The organism is Desulfomicrobium apsheronum, from assembly GCF_900114115.1.
GTDB classification, from domain to species: domain Bacteria; phylum Desulfobacterota; class Desulfovibrionia; order Desulfovibrionales; family Desulfomicrobiaceae; genus Desulfomicrobium; species Desulfomicrobium apsheronum.
In genome coordinates this window covers 1-15,897 of the sequence record NZ_FORX01000017.1, presented here as the reverse complement: position 1 = coordinate 15,897, position 15,897 = coordinate 1, and the positions used below count along the sequence as shown (strand labels likewise).

The 15,897-nt window shown below is 53.6% G+C and carries 16 protein-coding genes; 5 read left to right on the top strand and 11 right to left on the bottom strand.

Annotated features, from left to right (window positions below; genetic code table 11):
• Window positions 1-13 precede the first annotated feature (13 nt).
• The 11 genes from dsrA to BMZ40_RS14370 all read right to left on the bottom strand — a co-directional run bounded on the left by dsrA (window position 14) and on the right by BMZ40_RS14370 (window position 9,297).
• Window positions 14-1,327 carry a dissimilatory-type sulfite reductase subunit alpha gene (gene dsrA / locus BMZ40_RS14420; RefSeq protein WP_092377260.1) on the bottom strand — a complete coding sequence of 438 codons (1,314 nt, stop codon included), beginning with the start codon at window positions 1,325-1,327 and terminating at the stop codon, window positions 14-16.
• A gap of 179 nt (window positions 1,328-1,506) precedes the next feature.
• On the bottom strand, window positions 1,507-2,130 hold the full coding sequence (locus BMZ40_RS14415) for a tetratricopeptide repeat protein (protein WP_092377257.1): 624 nt from the start codon (window positions 2,128-2,130) through the stop codon (window positions 1,507-1,509).
• 10 nt (window positions 2,131-2,140) lie between these two features.
• The gene (locus tag BMZ40_RS14410) at window positions 2,141-2,512 is read right to left on the bottom strand and encodes a hypothetical protein (RefSeq protein WP_092194126.1); all 372 of its coding nucleotides are present in this window, start codon (window positions 2,510-2,512) and stop codon (window positions 2,141-2,143) included.
• Window positions 2,505-3,206, bottom strand: coding sequence for a YkgJ family cysteine cluster protein (locus tag BMZ40_RS14405; protein ID WP_092377254.1), 702 nt, complete (start codon window positions 3,204-3,206; stop codon window positions 2,505-2,507). The genes BMZ40_RS14410 and BMZ40_RS14405 overlap by 8 nt, the downstream gene beginning before the upstream one ends.
• 169 nt (window positions 3,207-3,375) lie before the next feature.
• Entirely contained in the window at window positions 3,376-3,564 is a 189-nt protein-coding gene (locus tag BMZ40_RS14400) for a ferredoxin (protein ID WP_012805487.1), read from the bottom strand.
• Between the two features lie 176 nt (window positions 3,565-3,740).
• The gene (dsrP, locus tag BMZ40_RS14395; RefSeq protein ID WP_092377251.1) at window positions 3,741-4,895 is read right to left on the bottom strand and encodes a sulfate reduction electron transfer complex DsrMKJOP subunit DsrP; all 1,155 of its coding nucleotides are present in this window, start codon (window positions 4,893-4,895) and stop codon (window positions 3,741-3,743) included.
• 10 nt (window positions 4,896-4,905) lie between these two features.
• On the bottom strand, window positions 4,906-5,700 hold the full coding sequence (gene dsrO / locus BMZ40_RS14390; RefSeq protein WP_092377248.1) for a sulfate reduction electron transfer complex DsrMKJOP subunit DsrO: 795 nt from the start codon (window positions 5,698-5,700) through the stop codon (window positions 4,906-4,908).
• Window positions 5,697-6,083: a sulfate reduction electron transfer complex DsrMKJOP subunit DsrJ gene (dsrJ, locus tag BMZ40_RS14385; RefSeq protein WP_092377245.1), complete on the bottom strand. Its 387-nt coding sequence runs from the start codon at window positions 6,081-6,083 to the stop codon at window positions 5,697-5,699. The genes dsrO and dsrJ overlap by 4 nt, the downstream gene beginning before the upstream one ends.
• A complete protein-coding gene (dsrK, locus tag BMZ40_RS14380) occupies window positions 6,083-7,714 on the bottom strand; it encodes a sulfate reduction electron transfer complex DsrMKJOP subunit DsrK (RefSeq protein WP_092377242.1) in 1,632 nt (543 codons plus the stop codon). Before dsrK ends, dsrJ begins: the two co-directional genes overlap by 1 nt.
• Window positions 7,714-8,727 carry a sulfate reduction electron transfer complex DsrMKJOP subunit DsrM gene (gene dsrM, locus BMZ40_RS14375; RefSeq protein WP_092377239.1) on the bottom strand — a complete coding sequence of 338 codons (1,014 nt, stop codon included), beginning with the start codon at window positions 8,725-8,727 and terminating at the stop codon, window positions 7,714-7,716. The genes dsrK and dsrM overlap by 1 nt, the downstream gene beginning before the upstream one ends.
• Before the next feature lie 51 nt (window positions 8,728-8,778).
• Window positions 8,779-9,297: an RsbRD N-terminal domain-containing protein gene (locus BMZ40_RS14370; RefSeq protein ID WP_092377237.1), complete on the bottom strand. Its 519-nt coding sequence runs from the start codon at window positions 9,295-9,297 to the stop codon at window positions 8,779-8,781.
• Between the two features lie 54 nt (window positions 9,298-9,351).
• Here BMZ40_RS14370 and BMZ40_RS14365 point away from each other — a divergent pair, with 54 nt between their 5' ends.
• The 5 genes from BMZ40_RS14365 to tnpA form a co-directional block, all read left to right on the top strand.
• Window positions 9,352-11,922 (top strand): LPS-assembly protein LptD, encoded by a 2,571-nt coding sequence (locus BMZ40_RS14365; RefSeq protein WP_143075651.1) that lies wholly within the window; start codon window positions 9,352-9,354, stop codon window positions 11,920-11,922.
• A 3-nt stretch (window positions 11,923-11,925) separates the two neighbouring features.
• Entirely contained in the window at window positions 11,926-13,758 is a 1,833-nt protein-coding gene (mutL, locus tag BMZ40_RS14360) for a DNA mismatch repair endonuclease MutL (protein ID WP_092377231.1), read from the top strand.
• Between the two features lie 40 nt (window positions 13,759-13,798).
• The gene (gene purD, locus BMZ40_RS14355; protein ID WP_092377227.1) at window positions 13,799-15,073 is read left to right on the top strand and encodes a phosphoribosylamine--glycine ligase; all 1,275 of its coding nucleotides are present in this window, start codon (window positions 13,799-13,801) and stop codon (window positions 15,071-15,073) included.
• The gene (gene purE, locus BMZ40_RS14350; RefSeq protein ID WP_092377224.1) at window positions 15,073-15,555 is read left to right on the top strand and encodes a 5-(carboxyamino)imidazole ribonucleotide mutase; all 483 of its coding nucleotides are present in this window, start codon (window positions 15,073-15,075) and stop codon (window positions 15,553-15,555) included. Before purD ends, purE begins: the two co-directional genes overlap by 1 nt.
• A 95-nt stretch (window positions 15,556-15,650) precedes the next feature.
• On the top strand, window positions 15,651-15,897 hold a 247-nt coding region (gene tnpA, locus BMZ40_RS19810), incomplete at its 3' end, for an IS66 family insertion sequence element accessory protein TnpA (RefSeq protein WP_425429366.1).

The window sequence follows — 15,897 nt, the reverse complement described above, 5'->3', positions numbered from 1 at the left end:
TTCAACCCCCTTCTTATCTCTGATGGTGTTTACGGTAATCCGCGATGTCGCGATCCCAGCCGCCTTCAACGTCCTCTTCCTTCCAGAAGATGTACGGGTTGTGACGGGGTTCCATAACATGCTGAGGCACAGGAGTCAGGCCAACAGCGGCGATGGCCTTGGCCAGGCCCTGACGCTTGATGAGCTCACCAAGACGCTCACGGTTCTTGCCTTCTTCCATCCACCATTCCCAGATACCTTCGATGATTTCCTTGATCTCGTCGTAGGGCTCTTCGACCTTGATGAAGGGCACGAGCAGGGAACCCATCTGGGCGCCATCGAGAATCGGAGCCTTGGCGCCGACCAGGATGGAAAGACCGCGGTCATTGCCGATGCGCAGTGCGCGGGGCATGACGTTCAGACAGTGCATGCAACGGGTACATTCGCGGTTGTTGATCTGCAGCTTGCCATCTTCCATCCACATGCATTCGGTGGGACACAGGTCGATGACTTCCTTCTGGATGTCAAAGGCTCCCCAATCCTTGCCGGAATGCGCGCCGCCGTTAGGCTGGATTTCGCCACCGACATAAGCGGCGACAGCTTCCTGGTCGATGCGGATGTCGTCGCGCCATGTACCGATGAAGGACATGTCGGAACGAGCGATGGAAGCCACGCAACCATTCGGGCAACCATCAAACTTGAATTTGAACTTGTAGGGGAAAGCAGGGCGATGCAGTTCGTCCTGGTATTCCTGAGTCATCTGGTAGCACAGTTCCTGAGCGTCGTAACAAGCCCATTCGCAACGGGAGTCACCAAGACAGGAAGCGGGGGTACGCAGGTTGGAACCGGAACCACCCAAGTCGTTGTTCATTTTGTGGGTCAGCTCAAAGTAGAATTCTTCCAGCTGAGGAGTGGTCGTTCCCAGCAACACGATGTCGCCGGTGGCGCCATGCATATTGGTCAAACCGGATCCACGCATGTCCCACAGGTCGCAGAGCTGCTTCAGGAAATCAGTCGTGTAGTACATGCCCGCGGGCTGAGCGACACGAATGGTATGAAAATGAGCAACGCCGGGGAACATCTGGGGCTGGTCACAATAACGACCGATTACGCCGCCGCCATAACCGAAAACGCCGACGATGCCGCCGTGCTTCCAGTGAGTGGTGCCGTCCTTATAGGACAGTTCCAGGATTCCGAGAAGGTCATCGCAAACGTCAACAGGAATCTGGTATTCCACGTTATTCACGTTTTTATGACGTCTCTCGGCTTCCTCCTTGATGTCCGCCACAAAACTCGGCCACGGACCGCTCTGAAGCTGATCCAGCAACGGGGTCGCATGTTTAGCCATTACACATCCTCCTTAAAAAGATTAGACCGTGCACAGTCATCGCGCTGGTATTAAACTACTGCGCGACCCTCAACCTCTTAACAATTTCAGCTAGTTCTGAAAAATTGATGCTCGTGAATCTTCGTACAATGCCGCCGTTTTGTCAACCGGTATTTCGTTCAACCCAGTCTGGGCTTGGCTTAACGGTACTGCTTGATTTCTTCAAGCACTTGAGCTTCAACCTCAAACCCCGTTTCTACAGCCTTGTCGAAATACATGATCGCCTTCTTGGGTTCGCCCTTGTCAAGATAGGCAAGACCTATGTTGTTGTAGGCAGGACCAAACATCGGTTCGATCTCGAGGGCTTTTGAGCATTGCATGATGCATCCGTCCGGATCGCCAAGTGCAAGATAGGCACTGCCAAGCGTAGTATGAGCCTGGATGAATTGCGGATCAAAGCTCAATGCTTTTTTAAGCGCCTTCACAGCCTTATCCGGATTTTGCTGCTGCATATGCACAAATCCGATATTTCCCCACGGAACAGCAAAACGCGGCCGTACTTCGGCAGCTTTTTTGTTCATCTTGAGACATTCATCAAGATCTCCATCGTGCATTGCCAAACCACCAAGCTGCACATAAGCTTCCGCGATGTTCGGCTCCAGCGCAAGCACTTCTTGAAATGCTTTCTTTGCTTCAGCCAGGTTCCGGTCAGCAACCAGGGAAACGCCCAGATTATAGAGAAGCGCAGCAGAATCCGGATTATCTTGCAATGCGGCCTTTAATGCATCGACACTTTTAGGACCATAATCAGCTCTTTGTTTCATAAGTACCTACCTAGGGCATATAGTCGTTGATATCGATATTATGCTTTTCAAGTTCTGCAGCATACCATCTGGAAAATTCAAACATTCCAATATATCGCTCATCACCGTTCACCATGCCCAAACACATTTCAAGAACGCCCTGCCCGTAGGCATTGCTGTACTTTTCAGGGGCATGATTCTGCAGATATTCACGCACAAGCTGCTGAGTCGTGCGCTTTGTTCCATCGGTCCGCCATTCGATCGGTTCCTTTGGCTCGGCAAAAGGATTCCAGCGATCGTAACCTATCCGATCCACGAACTTGCGCCTGCGTGGAGCCATTTTCTCATAGATGGCCTTCTTCTGCGCCTCGTGCTCGTCAGTCATGTTCATGGGTCTATGCATCTTTGCCTCCGGGTTCAGAAGCTCCCCGTTCTGCGGGGGCCTCGGGCTGGACACCGCCAGTGCCAAAAAATTCATCGGAATAAACCGTCATGAGCGCCGTGGAGACAGGCACATGCATCAGGCGGAAATCGGCATACTGGGATCCAACGGAATCCAGAACCCGGTTACTGAGCGACAGAAGCATGTCCTGAATACGCTCAAGCTTCACGGCTGGATAGGGGCGACCGGGTTCGAAACCCGACAAGCCGCAAGTATGGGATTTACCGCCGATATCAAGCGGAATGCCGTAAATCCGGCACGTTATGGGACGGTAAGGGTAAAGAGCGCACTTGTCCGCGGAATCAAGAAGCGGACAACGAAGGCGCTCCTTGGCGGTCCGGAGCAGAATCTCGGAATGATCGACTTCACCGGCCTCTTTCGAAACCTTTTTCTTGAGGACATACGCCTTGCGGTCAGCCTTGTCGGCTTCGATCAGAATTTCATTCCTGCGGATTTCATCAAGCTCGGAAAATTTGTGATTGAGATACATGGCCTCGATCAGCGTCACATCGAAAAGAGCGTGACAACAATCGCTGCATCCTTCCTTGCAACGCACTTCAGAGGCGAAATTGCCCGAAACCTTTTGAAAGACGGCATCGACTTGAGCCACAAGCGATTCATATTCCGTGAAAAATTGCGATAAATCCAGATTCATGGAGAAATTCCCTCGCTGGGATACGTTCAATCCCGCAGAAATGTCGATTACATGGAAAAAAAAGGGACTTGGGATAAAGTACTTCGTGCCGGGCGCAGCGCGAAGTTCAAAATTGAAATTGCCGGAGGTAACTGGCAGGCCCCGGCAGGGCCTGCCATAAAAAAAAGACCTAGTTCTCTTCGATTGTGATGGCGTTCTGCTCGCAAACTTCGATGCAGGATTCGCAACCAAGACATTCCTCTTCGTTCACTGGGACGGCCTTGCCATTCTGAAGCTCATACACTTCAACAGGGCAAACATCCACACATTCGCCACAACCGATGCACTTGTCGCTGTCGACGATAACCGAATAACCCATGATCAACCTCCAAAATTCTTTTTAATTCCCGCTTATGCGGGTTGAATAAGGGACCCTTACACACCTTCAAAAAGGCTGTAAACCTAAATAGCGACCTTGATGACAAAGGGAAATAATCCTTTAATTTCAAGGAATAAGAAACGCGGGCGCTAAAAATAACGCCCGCGATTATCTTGTTATTCGATTTCCTGCTTAACGCCGATCGCGACTTTGTAGAGGATGGTCAGAACCAGGAAGCCCGTGGCGTAGATGCCTAGGGATACGCCAAGCTCCAGCTGACTGGGCACGTATTCCGTAATCTCATGCAACGGGTTCGGCACAAAGCCGCCGCCGATCATTCCCAGGCCCTTGTCGATCCAAGCGCCGATAAAAATAAGCAGACAGCCGATGATCAGCAGGTTGTCCTGCTCCCTGTTCTTGGGAACGATCAGGATAAGGATGCCGACAACAGCCATGATCATCGCCGACCACATCCAAGGCACCAGCACGCCGTGTCCGTGATAGCCGACGAACAGGTACTGAAGGTGAGCCATGTGCGAAGGAATCTGGCTGTAGAAAACCGTGAACACTTCGCACAGGAGCAGAAAGAGGTTCACGCACATGGCGTAGACCACCGTCTTTCCAAGCGTGGACAGTACGCCCTTGCCGGGATCAAAGCCGGTAAAGATCTTGGCGATATACGTCACCAGAATCAGGAATGCGGGGCCCGCGGCGAAGGCAGATGCCAGGAAGCGTGCGGCCAGCACGGCGGTCAGCCAGTAACCGCGGCCAGGCAGACCGCAATACAGGAAGGCCGTGACCGTATGGATGGAAACAGCCCAAGGAATGGACAGATAGATGAAGAACTTGATCCACTTGGGGGGAGCGACCTGTTTGCGCTCGGCCTCAAGGGTAACCCAGCCCACAAGTATGTTGATGAGCAGATAGCCGTTCAGAACCACCATGTCCCAAAACAACACGGAGTTGGGTGTGGGATGAAGCAGCACGTTCATCAGACGCTGCGGCGAACCGAGGTCGGCGACAATGAACAGCAGGCACAGAATGACCATGGCCACGGCGTTGAACTCACCAAGAATGAGAATCTTGCCGAACTTCTGGTAGTTGTGAAGGTATTTCGGAATCACCAGCATGACGGCGGAAGCAGCCACGCCGACCAGAAAGGTGAACTGCGCGATGTAAAATCCCCAGGAGACATCACGGCTCATACCCGTGATTGTCAGACCGTGCGAGAGCTGTTGCCAATAACAAGCAGCCCCGATGCTCATCAGCAGGAGCAAAAAGGCTATCCAACCCCAATAAATTTTTGATCCATTTATGGCTTTTTCAAGCATGACTTACCCCTTACACGAGATAGTAAACACAAGGTTTGGTTCCAAGGTACGGGCTGCGCCTGATGGAAAAGCGCTCAGCTAGCAACTGGCGAACATTGGATTCGGGGTCATCCAAGTCCCCGAAAGTAATGGCCCCTGCGGAGACTTCAACGCACGAAGGCATTTTTCCTTCAGCCAAGCGCTCGGCACAGAATTCACACTTCTCGACCACGCCCTTGGTACGGGTGGGGTAATCAAGATCAATCTTTTCAATGAACGGACGCGGATCCCTGAAGTTGAAGCTTCTCGAACCGTAGGGGCATCCGGCCATGCAGTAACGACAGCCGATACAGCGATGAAAATCCATCATGACGATGCCGTCTTCACGCTGGAAAGTGGCCTTTGTGGGACAAACCCGCACACAGGGGGGATTATCGCAATGGTTGCATAAGGCCAGGGCCGACTTGGCTCCGGCTTCAGGCTGATATTCGTGATGGTTGTCCAGAAAGAGATGTTCCATTGATGTTTCCCAGATCCACTTAAGGTTCTGATTACCGGGAATATTCGGAACATTATGCGTAGTGTGGCAAACGTTTGTCACATCCGCAATTATCTCATCGGTCAATTTGGCGGTGTCGATGACCATGGCCCAACGGGAGGCCTTGAGGGCATTGGGACCGGAGTGAACAGAATGCCGGGATGCAAAAAGCAATCCTTCTCTTGCCGTCCCTCCTCCGGCAGCCAACAGCTCGGAGGCAGGACGGACTCCCCAGCCCAAAGCCGCCACCGCAGCGATCTTCAAGAAGTCTCTACGCAAAGTTTTCATTTGTTTTCCCCCTTCGGATCAACATGACAATCCCAGCAGTAGGGGTTCACCGAAACGGTCGCATGGCATTTGTCGCAGAACTGATCCTTGTTCTCATGGCACTTCATGCAAGTCTTGCTCAGACTCTTCTGAAAAACCTGATGATTGGCCGTGGAGTGGTATTCATGCTCCCCACCGCGGACGACTTCATCACGCCATTCGTTGAGCATGGCCATGTGCTCGGCGCGCATGAATTCGACGCTTTCCACACAGTCCTTGGCGTTCTTGGGCTTTTCCAACTCGGGTCTTTGATATGCGGCACTGCCGATGTTGTTCCAAAACGGATAGGTCATGAAGACCACGAACACGGCAAGACCGATCAGAATTTTATTCTTGTCGTACATTATTCATCCTCCATCCCGGGCAGGTCTTCACCGCGCAGATCGGTTTCGCGTTCCTTTTCACCAGGAAAGACCAGGGCATTGGCAACAAGTTCATGCAAGCCGCAAACATCGACTTCCGGTACCCAGTACTGCATGGAATTGGGCAGTACAGCCCGGTCGATGGCGCAGACGCATCCGAGCATGTTCACGCCGTGTTTGTCATGGACATACTTGACGGCATTGGCGCGAGGCAGTCCGCCCATCATGCGCAATTCGTCGTTCTCACCGGCGTTCAGGCCGGCGCCGCCACCGCAGCAGAAGGTCTGCTCGCGGATGGTGCCCTCAGGCATTTCGGTGAACTTCTCGACAACGCTCTTGGCCACGAAACGGGGTTCGTCGAGAAGACCCATGCCGCGAGCGGGGTTACAGGAGTCATGCCAGGTCAGGTGGATGTTGGCGTTGCGCTTCTTGTTCAGATTGAGCTTGCCGTGCTTGATCAGATCCGCCGTGAATTCGGCAATGTGGACCATCTTGGTGCTGGCGGCATTCTTGAACACCGTACCGGTAATCGGATTGGAGGGCACTTCCATGCGCGAATGCTGGAATTCGGGCCCGTTCAGCGTGTCCATGTACTGATGGATAACGCGCCACATGTGGCCGCATTCGCCGCCAAGAATCCATTTCACGCCCAAGCGGTCGGCTTCCATGTACATCTTGGAGTTGAGGCGTTTCATGGTTTCGTGGGAGGTGAAGAAACCAAAGTTTCCGCCCTCGGAAGCGTATGTGGACCAGGTCACGTCCAGACCGTATTCGCGCTTCAGGTACTCGAACAGCATGAGATAACCCATGCAGGTATAGGTACCCGGATCGGCGAAAACGTCTCCGGAGGGGGTGATAAAGAGAATGTCGGCGCCCTTCTTGTTGAACGAAGGCTCTGGACGGATACCGGTGATATCTTCGATGTCGTCACAGAAAAAGTCGATCATGTCGAAGAAAGCGTGCGGCTGGATGCCGAGATGGTTGCCCGTGCGGTAGCAATTGGCCACCGGGGTGGCGATCCAGTCGATGTTGAGGCCGAGCAGGTTCAGGAGCTCGCGGCCGATGATGGTCACCTCGGCGGTATCAATGCCGTAGGGACAGAAGACCGAACAGCGGCGACACTCGGAACACTGGAAGAAATAGTACCACCATTCCTTGAGGACTTCGGGAGTCAGCTTGCGCCCACCGGCGAACCGGCCAAGGATCTTACCGAAGGTCGTGAATTCGCCGCGATAGACGGAACGCAGCAACTCTGCGCGCAGCACCGGCATGTTCTTCGGATCACCGGACCCGATGAAGAAATGACATTTGTCCGCGCAAGCGCCGCAACGCACGCAGATGTCCATGAAGATCTTGAACGAGCGATACTTCTGCAGACGTTCGCGCAGGCCGTTGAAGATGATTTCCTGCCAGTTCTCCGGGAGTTTCCAGTCGTCGTCGAGAGGATTCCACTTGCGGGCATGAGGCAGGCTCAAGTAGTTCACGCTGTCCGGGTTGGCTGCGTAACAGTACCGGCCGGGTTTGATCTCCACCGGCACGTCCATCCAGTCCGCCTTGGGCGGAGTGTAGTCGATATTCGCAAAAAGCGCTTCAGGGCGTGGCAGATCAGACATTACTCGGCTCCTTCTGCTAGAGGCTTGTCCACGGGAAGATCCTTATCGACCATCTTCTCACGGAATTCGTCCTCGTATTCTTCATATGTGTGATAATGAACGTTCTCGAACTTCCAGGGGTTGACGTGCCTGAACTTTCTGGAAGCACAGTTCATGTTGCGCGTGGGCGAAAGGAACACGCCGCCCATGTGCATGAGTTTGCTGAGCGGAAAATAGGCCAAGAGGACGGAGACCAGGAACATGTGGATGTAGAACATCACCCCGATCCCTTCCGGAACGACCCAGGAAAATGTCACCAGACCCATGGCCAACTGCTTGACGGAAATGATGTCGACCTTGGCGAAATACCGCATGAAAATTCCCGAAAAGGCGATGCCGAGAATCAGGAACAACGGAAAGTAATCCTGCACCAAAGATATGTAACGGATCTGGGGAACCACTACGCGGCGCACAAAAAGGTAGGTCACTGCGGCGACAAACACGACGTCGGTAAGATAGAGCGTCGGAGCGCCGATCTGCAGCATGCTGTCCATGGCTTCAATGCCGGCGATAATGCCCGGCACCGGCTCTGTGAAAAAGCGCATATGCCGCAGGACGATGATCAAAAAGGAATAGTGGAAAGCCAGGGCGCCAAGCCACAACCATTTGCTTGAACTGTAGGTAACCTTTGTACCTTCCTGCAGATCAACCTTGGTATTGCGAAACAGCGACCTGAACAACAACACTTCCAAAAGCATCCGCATCACGACGCCGCCCGTGGTGGATGGATTTTCGATGGTGCTCTGCTTGATCCATGGCAGGGATTCCTGCTGGCCGCATGTAGTAGGGATACAAAACGGCACAGCCGATTTCCCCCAATCCACAACTCTCATACAGAATCCCACCACAAAAACCGCGACTGCCAGGAAGGGTATGTACAGCCCAAAGGCTTTTTCCATACCCAACGCCCCGGCGCCCACTAGGGCTAATGCCGCGAGGGCAAAGACCAGGAAAAGGGAGTAAAGAGCTTTCATGTACCTTTTACCTCGCTAAAGGGTTAACACAAAAAATATACTTAACGGACACTACCCCGCTACCTCCTCGTCTTTCAATAAATTAGCCCTCTCAAGCAATTTATGAGTTCTACTATATAACTGATTCGCTTTTTGCTTCCAAAGAAGCTCTCTGCAATTCATGTAAAGATCAAATCCGAGCATTGTCAGCCTATCGACACGAGTGTTCCAGTCATGCAGCATGGCGCTAGCTTCTGGGGCAGGACAAGTCTTCTCAAGCTGCCGGAGAACTATCTCCTTGAGGGCAGGAAGAAAACACAGAGCAACCGACGGCGCGAAGCCCTGTACGGCCCTGATGCGCAAGATTCCGTCCAGATCGGTGGAGCACTCATCAATGTCCGCATCGCTGAGCAGTACCTTATATATACGCTCGACGTTGTTACGAAAAGTATGCCCAACGGGATTGGCGAACTGGTTGGAAGAGCCGGAAAAAAACTTGGCGCCCTCTTCAGGATAGGTCTTGATGATTGCCTCTGACCATTGAGCACAAATGACGTGATGGTTGTCGGCCAAAAATTTTTGTAGTTCCATAAATACCTTAAATCACAGCGTGTTATACTATTTGCCGGTTGACCGCGCAACGCGTTGGAAGAACAGGACAGATTTGCGGGGTTCTTAAATCACCTCCCCTTCAAGGTCAAGCTGTTTGTGAAAAATAAGACAAGGGGGTGGCTCAAACTTGGTCATGAATCCAATACTTTAATCGACCTTGCTGCTGCCGGGTCTCAACCATCAAATTATGCGATTCGTCAACTCCCCAGTGGGCCGCATGCACACTTCGGACTAGGCATCCAGCGTCGCTTATGCTACCTGTGCCGCCACATCCACACCAACTTTCGACCATCCAACGGCGTATCCATGAAGCTGCGAATTCTCTTCATTTCCCTGCTTTGCGTCACTTCCTTGCTGGCCTTGGCCGTCTTTGACCCAGCCGCTGCGCAGGACGAAGCTCCTCAGTCCTGGCGACTGCTGGCCGACAAGACGGCCGCAAGCCACGACAACCAATATCTTGAAGCATTCGGAAACGTCGTGCTGGACAGGGGTAGCGACTACATCCGTGCCGATTATGCACGTTATTATCAGTCCACGAAATGGGTCTTTCTCAAGGGAAATGTCGACGCCAGATTTCAAGGCGATTTCATGAAGGCCGAGGAAGCGGAGTTCGACCTCAACACCAATACCGGATGGCTCAAGAACGGTCGGATATTCATGCAAGAACCGCATATGTATTTTGAAGGCGCGGTTCTCAAAAAAACAGGCCAGGACACGTACGAATTTCGTGAAGCCACCATCACGGTCTGCGATGGAGACCGGCCGGCCTGGTCGATCAAGTCGTCACGAGGCGACATCACGGTGGACGGCTATGCACACCTCTGGACGCCCCGGTTTCAGATTCTCGATCAACCCGTCCTTGCCGCGCCGTACGCGGTAATACCCGTCAAGACCAAAAGACAAAGCGGCTTTCTCCTCCCGGAGATCGGCACCAGCGACCGCCTCGGCATCACCTACGACCAGCCCTATTATCAGGTCATCGACGAAGAACAGGACGTCACGCTCTACTCGCACCTCATGACCAACAAGGGCCTGATGCTCGGCGCCGAATACCGCATGGTGCCCGACATCCACAGCAAAGGAATCTGGAAGCTCGATTATCTCTACGACCAGCAGACCGAAAGCGAGTCGCTTTACAGCGACAACACCGACATGGCGCGCGAAAACCGCAATCGCTGGTGGGCGCGCGGCAAATTCGACGGCTACCTCGGTGAGCCTGACTGGAATATCAAATTCGATCTGGATATGGTTTCTGATCAGGATTACCTGCGTGAATTTTCTCGCGGATACTCCGGGTTCAACAAAAGCCGCCGCGATTTTCTCCAATATTTTGGACGCGACATTGAAGACAGCGACAGCAATCTACGGATCAACCGTGCCCTCCTGAGCCGTAACTGGGGCGACATAGGCTTCCAAGGACTTCTGGAATACACGCAAAATCTTGAATACGGCAGCAATAATAACCTCACCGAAAAACAAAGAGCTTTCGATCCCACGCTGCAGAGACTTCCTGAACTCAATCTTCATTTATACCAGACGCAGCTTTTTGATACTCCATTGACCGTTGAAGGAAGTTCTCAACTGGCTTCATTTTGGAGAGAATACGGAACTACAGGCAGCCGATTTGATATTCATCCTATAATCGGCATGCCGATGCACTTTGAATACGGATCCATAATACCGAAAGCAGGCCTTCGCAGCATAAGCTATTTTATCCAGCGCTTTGAAGGCGATGATGACAATGTAGACACGGACAAGAGTACTCAGACAAGATTTTTTCCTGATTTTTCCACAACTGCTTACACTGAATTTTCTAAAATTTTTACCATAAATGAAGAAAACAGTATCGATAAAGATGCACAAACTCCTACATGGCTAAAATTGAAACATGCTCTTCAGCCGCGTCTGGAATACACTTATATTCCTTATGACGAGCAGGAAAAATATCCCTATTTTGACGAAACTGATCGAATCGACGCCAAAAATGAACTCAAATACTCCATTACGAATATTTTCACCTGCAAAACCGGAAAATGGCAGCCAAGTCCCGAAGAACAGGGACAGCCTGGTCTGCAGATGGACTTCTTTGAAATGGCGAGGCTGCGCTTCGAACAGTCCTACAGCCTTCGCGAAGAAAGACGGAACGACGACACGGACGAGTACCCCAACCGTCCCTTTTCCGACGTGCTTACGGATCTGACCACCAGAATCAATCCCTGGCTTTACCTGAACAACAAGACGTGGTTCTCCACGTACGAAAGCCGGATCACCGAGCATGAACACTCCCTTTCAGCCTACTACGACGAGCTGTTGTACGCCTCGTTCGGCCTGGATTTTCTGGAAGAGATCGACGAATACCTGCGCCAGGAACAAGAGCGCCAGCGTATCGCCTCCTTCGGAGGCGGAATTGCCATAAACAACCAATGGAGCGCCGCCTTTTTGTACCGCGTCGATTGGGAAGCCAGCACCGATCTGGAAAAAAGGCTGACTCTGCGCTATGATCACCAGTGCTTCTCCGCCGAAACATCATGGAGCCAAACCGACGAGGACTCCCGCTTCGAATTTCGTGTCATCCTCGCGCAATTGGGATCATTGGGTCGTTAAGACATGCATCCGGAAAAACAGATCCACCTCCTGCCTCCCGAATTGCAGAACCAGATCGCGGCCGGCGAAGTCGTCGAACGGCCCTCCAGCGTCCTGAAGGAACTTGTCGAGAACTCCCTGGATGCGGGCGCGACCCGAATCCGCATTCAAATCCGAGACGGCGGACAATCATCCATCAAAGTCAGCGACAACGGATTCGGCATCCCGGAAGATCAGCTTGAACTTGCCGTGACGCGCCACGCCACCAGCAAATTGGAAAACCTTCAGGATCTACAGGACATAAAAAGCTTTGGCTTTCGCGGAGAAGCCCTGCCCAGCATAGCTTCGGTCTCCCGCTTTCGCATCGCCTCAGCCCGCCAGGATGGCGATGGCGGGGTCTTGGAAGTTTTGCATGGGCGCATTGTGCGTCAGGACAAAACCGCCATGCCCCAAGGGACGGAAATAGAGGTCAGCGATCTTTTCTCCAACGTCCCGGCCCGCCTCAAATTTCTAAAAAAACCGGGCACCGAGACACGCAAATGCGCCGAACTTGTAGCTCGCATCGCCCTTGCCAACCCCCATGTAGATTTTGAATTCCTGAATGCCGAACGCAGCGTACACCGCTTCCTGGCAGGTCAGGAAGTCACGCAGCGACTTGCGGCCATCTGGCCGAGAGAGGTCGTCGAATCCATGCACGCAGTCAGCCATGAGGATGAACCGCTGTCCATTCATGGACTTGTCGGCGACCCCGCCATGGCCCAGGCCCGCCCGGACCGCATTCTGATCTACGTCAACGGTCGCCCGGTTCAGGACAAGACGATCCTGAGCGCCATCCGCGAAGCGTACCGGGGAAGAATTCTTGGCAAGGAGTATCCGCAGGCGGTCATTTTTCTGCGCATTCCGCCGGACGAAGTCGATGTGAACGTGCACCCGGCCAAAACCGAAGTTCGCTTTCAGGACGACGGCTCCATTTTCCGGATCGTTCGCAGAGCCGTCCTTCTGACCTTGGAGCGCAATTCCCACCAGACGCAGACCTTTGATCACTCCCAGCCGCTTTCCGTCAGCCAGGTACATACGGCCTTGCCCGTGATGGAACCTCGTTTTTCCGCACCCATTCAGACGCAGACCGAAACGGGATCGGCCCTCCCCCTCTATGACCAGCAGTGGCCACAAAAATTTGCATCCTCAGCCGCCGCGCAAAAACTCTTCGAAACTCCGGACGGCGCGTTCCCTGAAGCCGATCACCCAAATGGGAGCGCACCAGCGTTCCAGCCAGCTTCCAACACGGAGAGCAATCCAAAAGCTCCCGCGCCGTCGGAAGTGCGATATCTCGGACAATTTGCCCAAACATACCTGATCCTGGCCGCACGAAACGAAATCACGCTTATCGACCAGCACGCGGCCCACGAACGTGTCCTCTTCAACATGCTGCGCGCCCAAGGCACGCGTGGCGACAAACGGCCGCTTCTCCTTCCCCTCGAAATTTCCCTTCATCCCGCGCAGGCGGTTCTGGCACAGGAAATCTGGACAAAGCTCGATGAACTCGGGTTTTCTCTTGAACTGGCCCCTGGGCGCCTGATGCTGCATTCCATTCCGGCGCTCCTGACACCATCCAAGGCCAAGGAATTTCTGCAGGACATTCTGACCGAGAAGGCCACCTCCATGGAAGATCTCTGGGCTATCATGGCCTGCAAAGCCGCCATCAAGGCCGGAGACACCCTCACCCCGGATGAGGCGATGGCGCTTGTCGAATCCTGGCAAAAACTGCCGGAAAAAAATTACTGCCCGCATGGCCGCCCGGTTGCGCTGCGTTGGGGCGTAAGCGATCTGGAAAAATTGTTTAAACGCCGCTCCTAGAGCGCTCGTTTCCATCAGAATTGGACCACAGGAGGATTGTTTGAATATTCTTATAGTTGGAGCCGGTGGACGGGAACACGCCCTGGCATGGAAGATCAGTCAAAGCCCACTTCTGGACAAATTGTTCATTGCGCCGGGCAATGGTGGAACCGCCCTTCTGGGCACCAACGTCCCCCTCAAGGATAACGACATAGAAGGCATTGTCGCTTTTGCCCGCGACAACCAAATAGGACTTGTCGTCGCCGGACCGGAACTGCCCCTTGTCCTTGGGCTGAACGAGGCCCTTAAAGCGGTGAATATCCCTTGTTTCGGCCCGTGCACTTTTGACGCTCAATTGGAAGGCTCCAAGGCGTTCGCCAAAAACATGATGCGGGAAACCGGAGTGCCGACAGCAGACTTTCAGGTCTTCGACAGTCATGAACGGGCCCTTGAATATGTACGCGGGCACGCCCTGCCCATGGTCATCAAGGCGGACGGCCTGGCTGCAGGAAAAGGCGTGGTCATCGCCCAGAGCATGGACGAAGCAGAAGAGGCCCTACGGGACATGATGGTTACGCAGGTGTTTGGAGAGGCCGGACAAACCGTCGTGGTCGAAGAGGCCTTGATCGGTGAGGAAGCTTCCTTCATGGCTTTTTGTGACGGCACCACGATCGTACCCATGCCGTCACTGCAGGACCACAAACGCATCGGGGACGACGACACCGGCCTCAACACCGGTGGCATGGGAGCCTACAGCCCCGCCCCCATTCTACCCCAGGAGCGTTACCAGGCCATGGCCGATCTGGCCATCCGGCCCATTACCCAACATCTGGCTTCTATCGGGCAGCCATTCAAGGGCGTGCTCTATGCCGGTCTGATGATGACTGCTCAGGGCCCGATGATTCTGGAGTACAATGTTCGCTTCGGAGATCCCGAATGCCAGCCGCTCATGGCCAGACTCAAATCGGATCTGGTCGAAATCATGCTAGCTTGCGTAAACGGCACCCTTGCTCCCGAACAGGTGGAGTTCCACGCAGAGACCAGCTGCTGTGTCGTGATGGCCGCGCTGGGCTACCCGCAAAGCTATCCCAAGGGGATGGCTATCTGTGGAATCGAAGACGCGGAACAGATTGAATCCGTCAAAGTCTTTCAGGCCGGCACGCAGTTGCAAGACGGCGTGCCTGTCAGCAGTGGAGGCCGAGTACTGGGTGTCACCGCCCTCGGTGTCGATCTGCTCCAGGCGCGGGAACGGGCTTACTTGGCAGTGGACAAAATCCATTTTGAGAACAGCTATTATCGTAAAGATATCGCCAACAAGGGCTTAAGGAGGTCATGATGCCACAGGTCGCTATTTTCATGGGAAGCAAGTCCGACGAGAGCACAGTGCGTCCTTGCGCGGATGTTCTGCAAAAACTGGGGATTTCCTGCACCTTCACCATCACGTCAGCGCATCGTACTCCAGAGCGCACCTCCCGCCTGATCAAGGAACTGGAGGAAGACGGTGTGCAGGTCTTTATCTGCGCTGCCGGCCTTGCCGCACATCTGGCTGGAGCTGTGGCGGCCAAAACGATACGCCCGGTCCTTGGGATACCAATTTCCGCCTCCTCGCTGGGAGGCTGGGATGCGCTGCTGGCCACAGTTCAGATGCCCCCCGTATTTCCTGTTGGCACGCTGGCTCTGGACAAGGTCGGAGCACGCAATGCGGCCTGGCTGGCCGCCCAGATTCTGGCCCTTCACGATCCTGAGCTTACGAAACGGATACTTGAAGAACGGCGCAAGATGATCGAGCAGGTGGAAGAAGACGCAAAGACCCTGTAAGAGAAAGAGCACAAAAAAAGTAAGCGCTCACAGGTCCGCATCTATCCATAAATTTTTCATGTGAGATAATGGGCCTCCAATTCAAGGAGGTCTTCATGAAAACTCAGTTTGCACAGAATCGCGCGGCTCGCTGGATGGCGCATGTCCAGCAATGGCGGGAGAGTGGCCTCGGTAAGACCCGATACTGCCGCGAAAATGGTTTGGCTTTGAGCACGTTCCGATACTGGATAACAAAGTCCCGACCATCTTCTGGCGGCGAATCCGCCGCAATTCCCGCTCTTGTGGCGCTGCCGTTTACGTTCGCCTCGAAAGCCCCGTCTATTGGCCTCATGGTCTCCAATC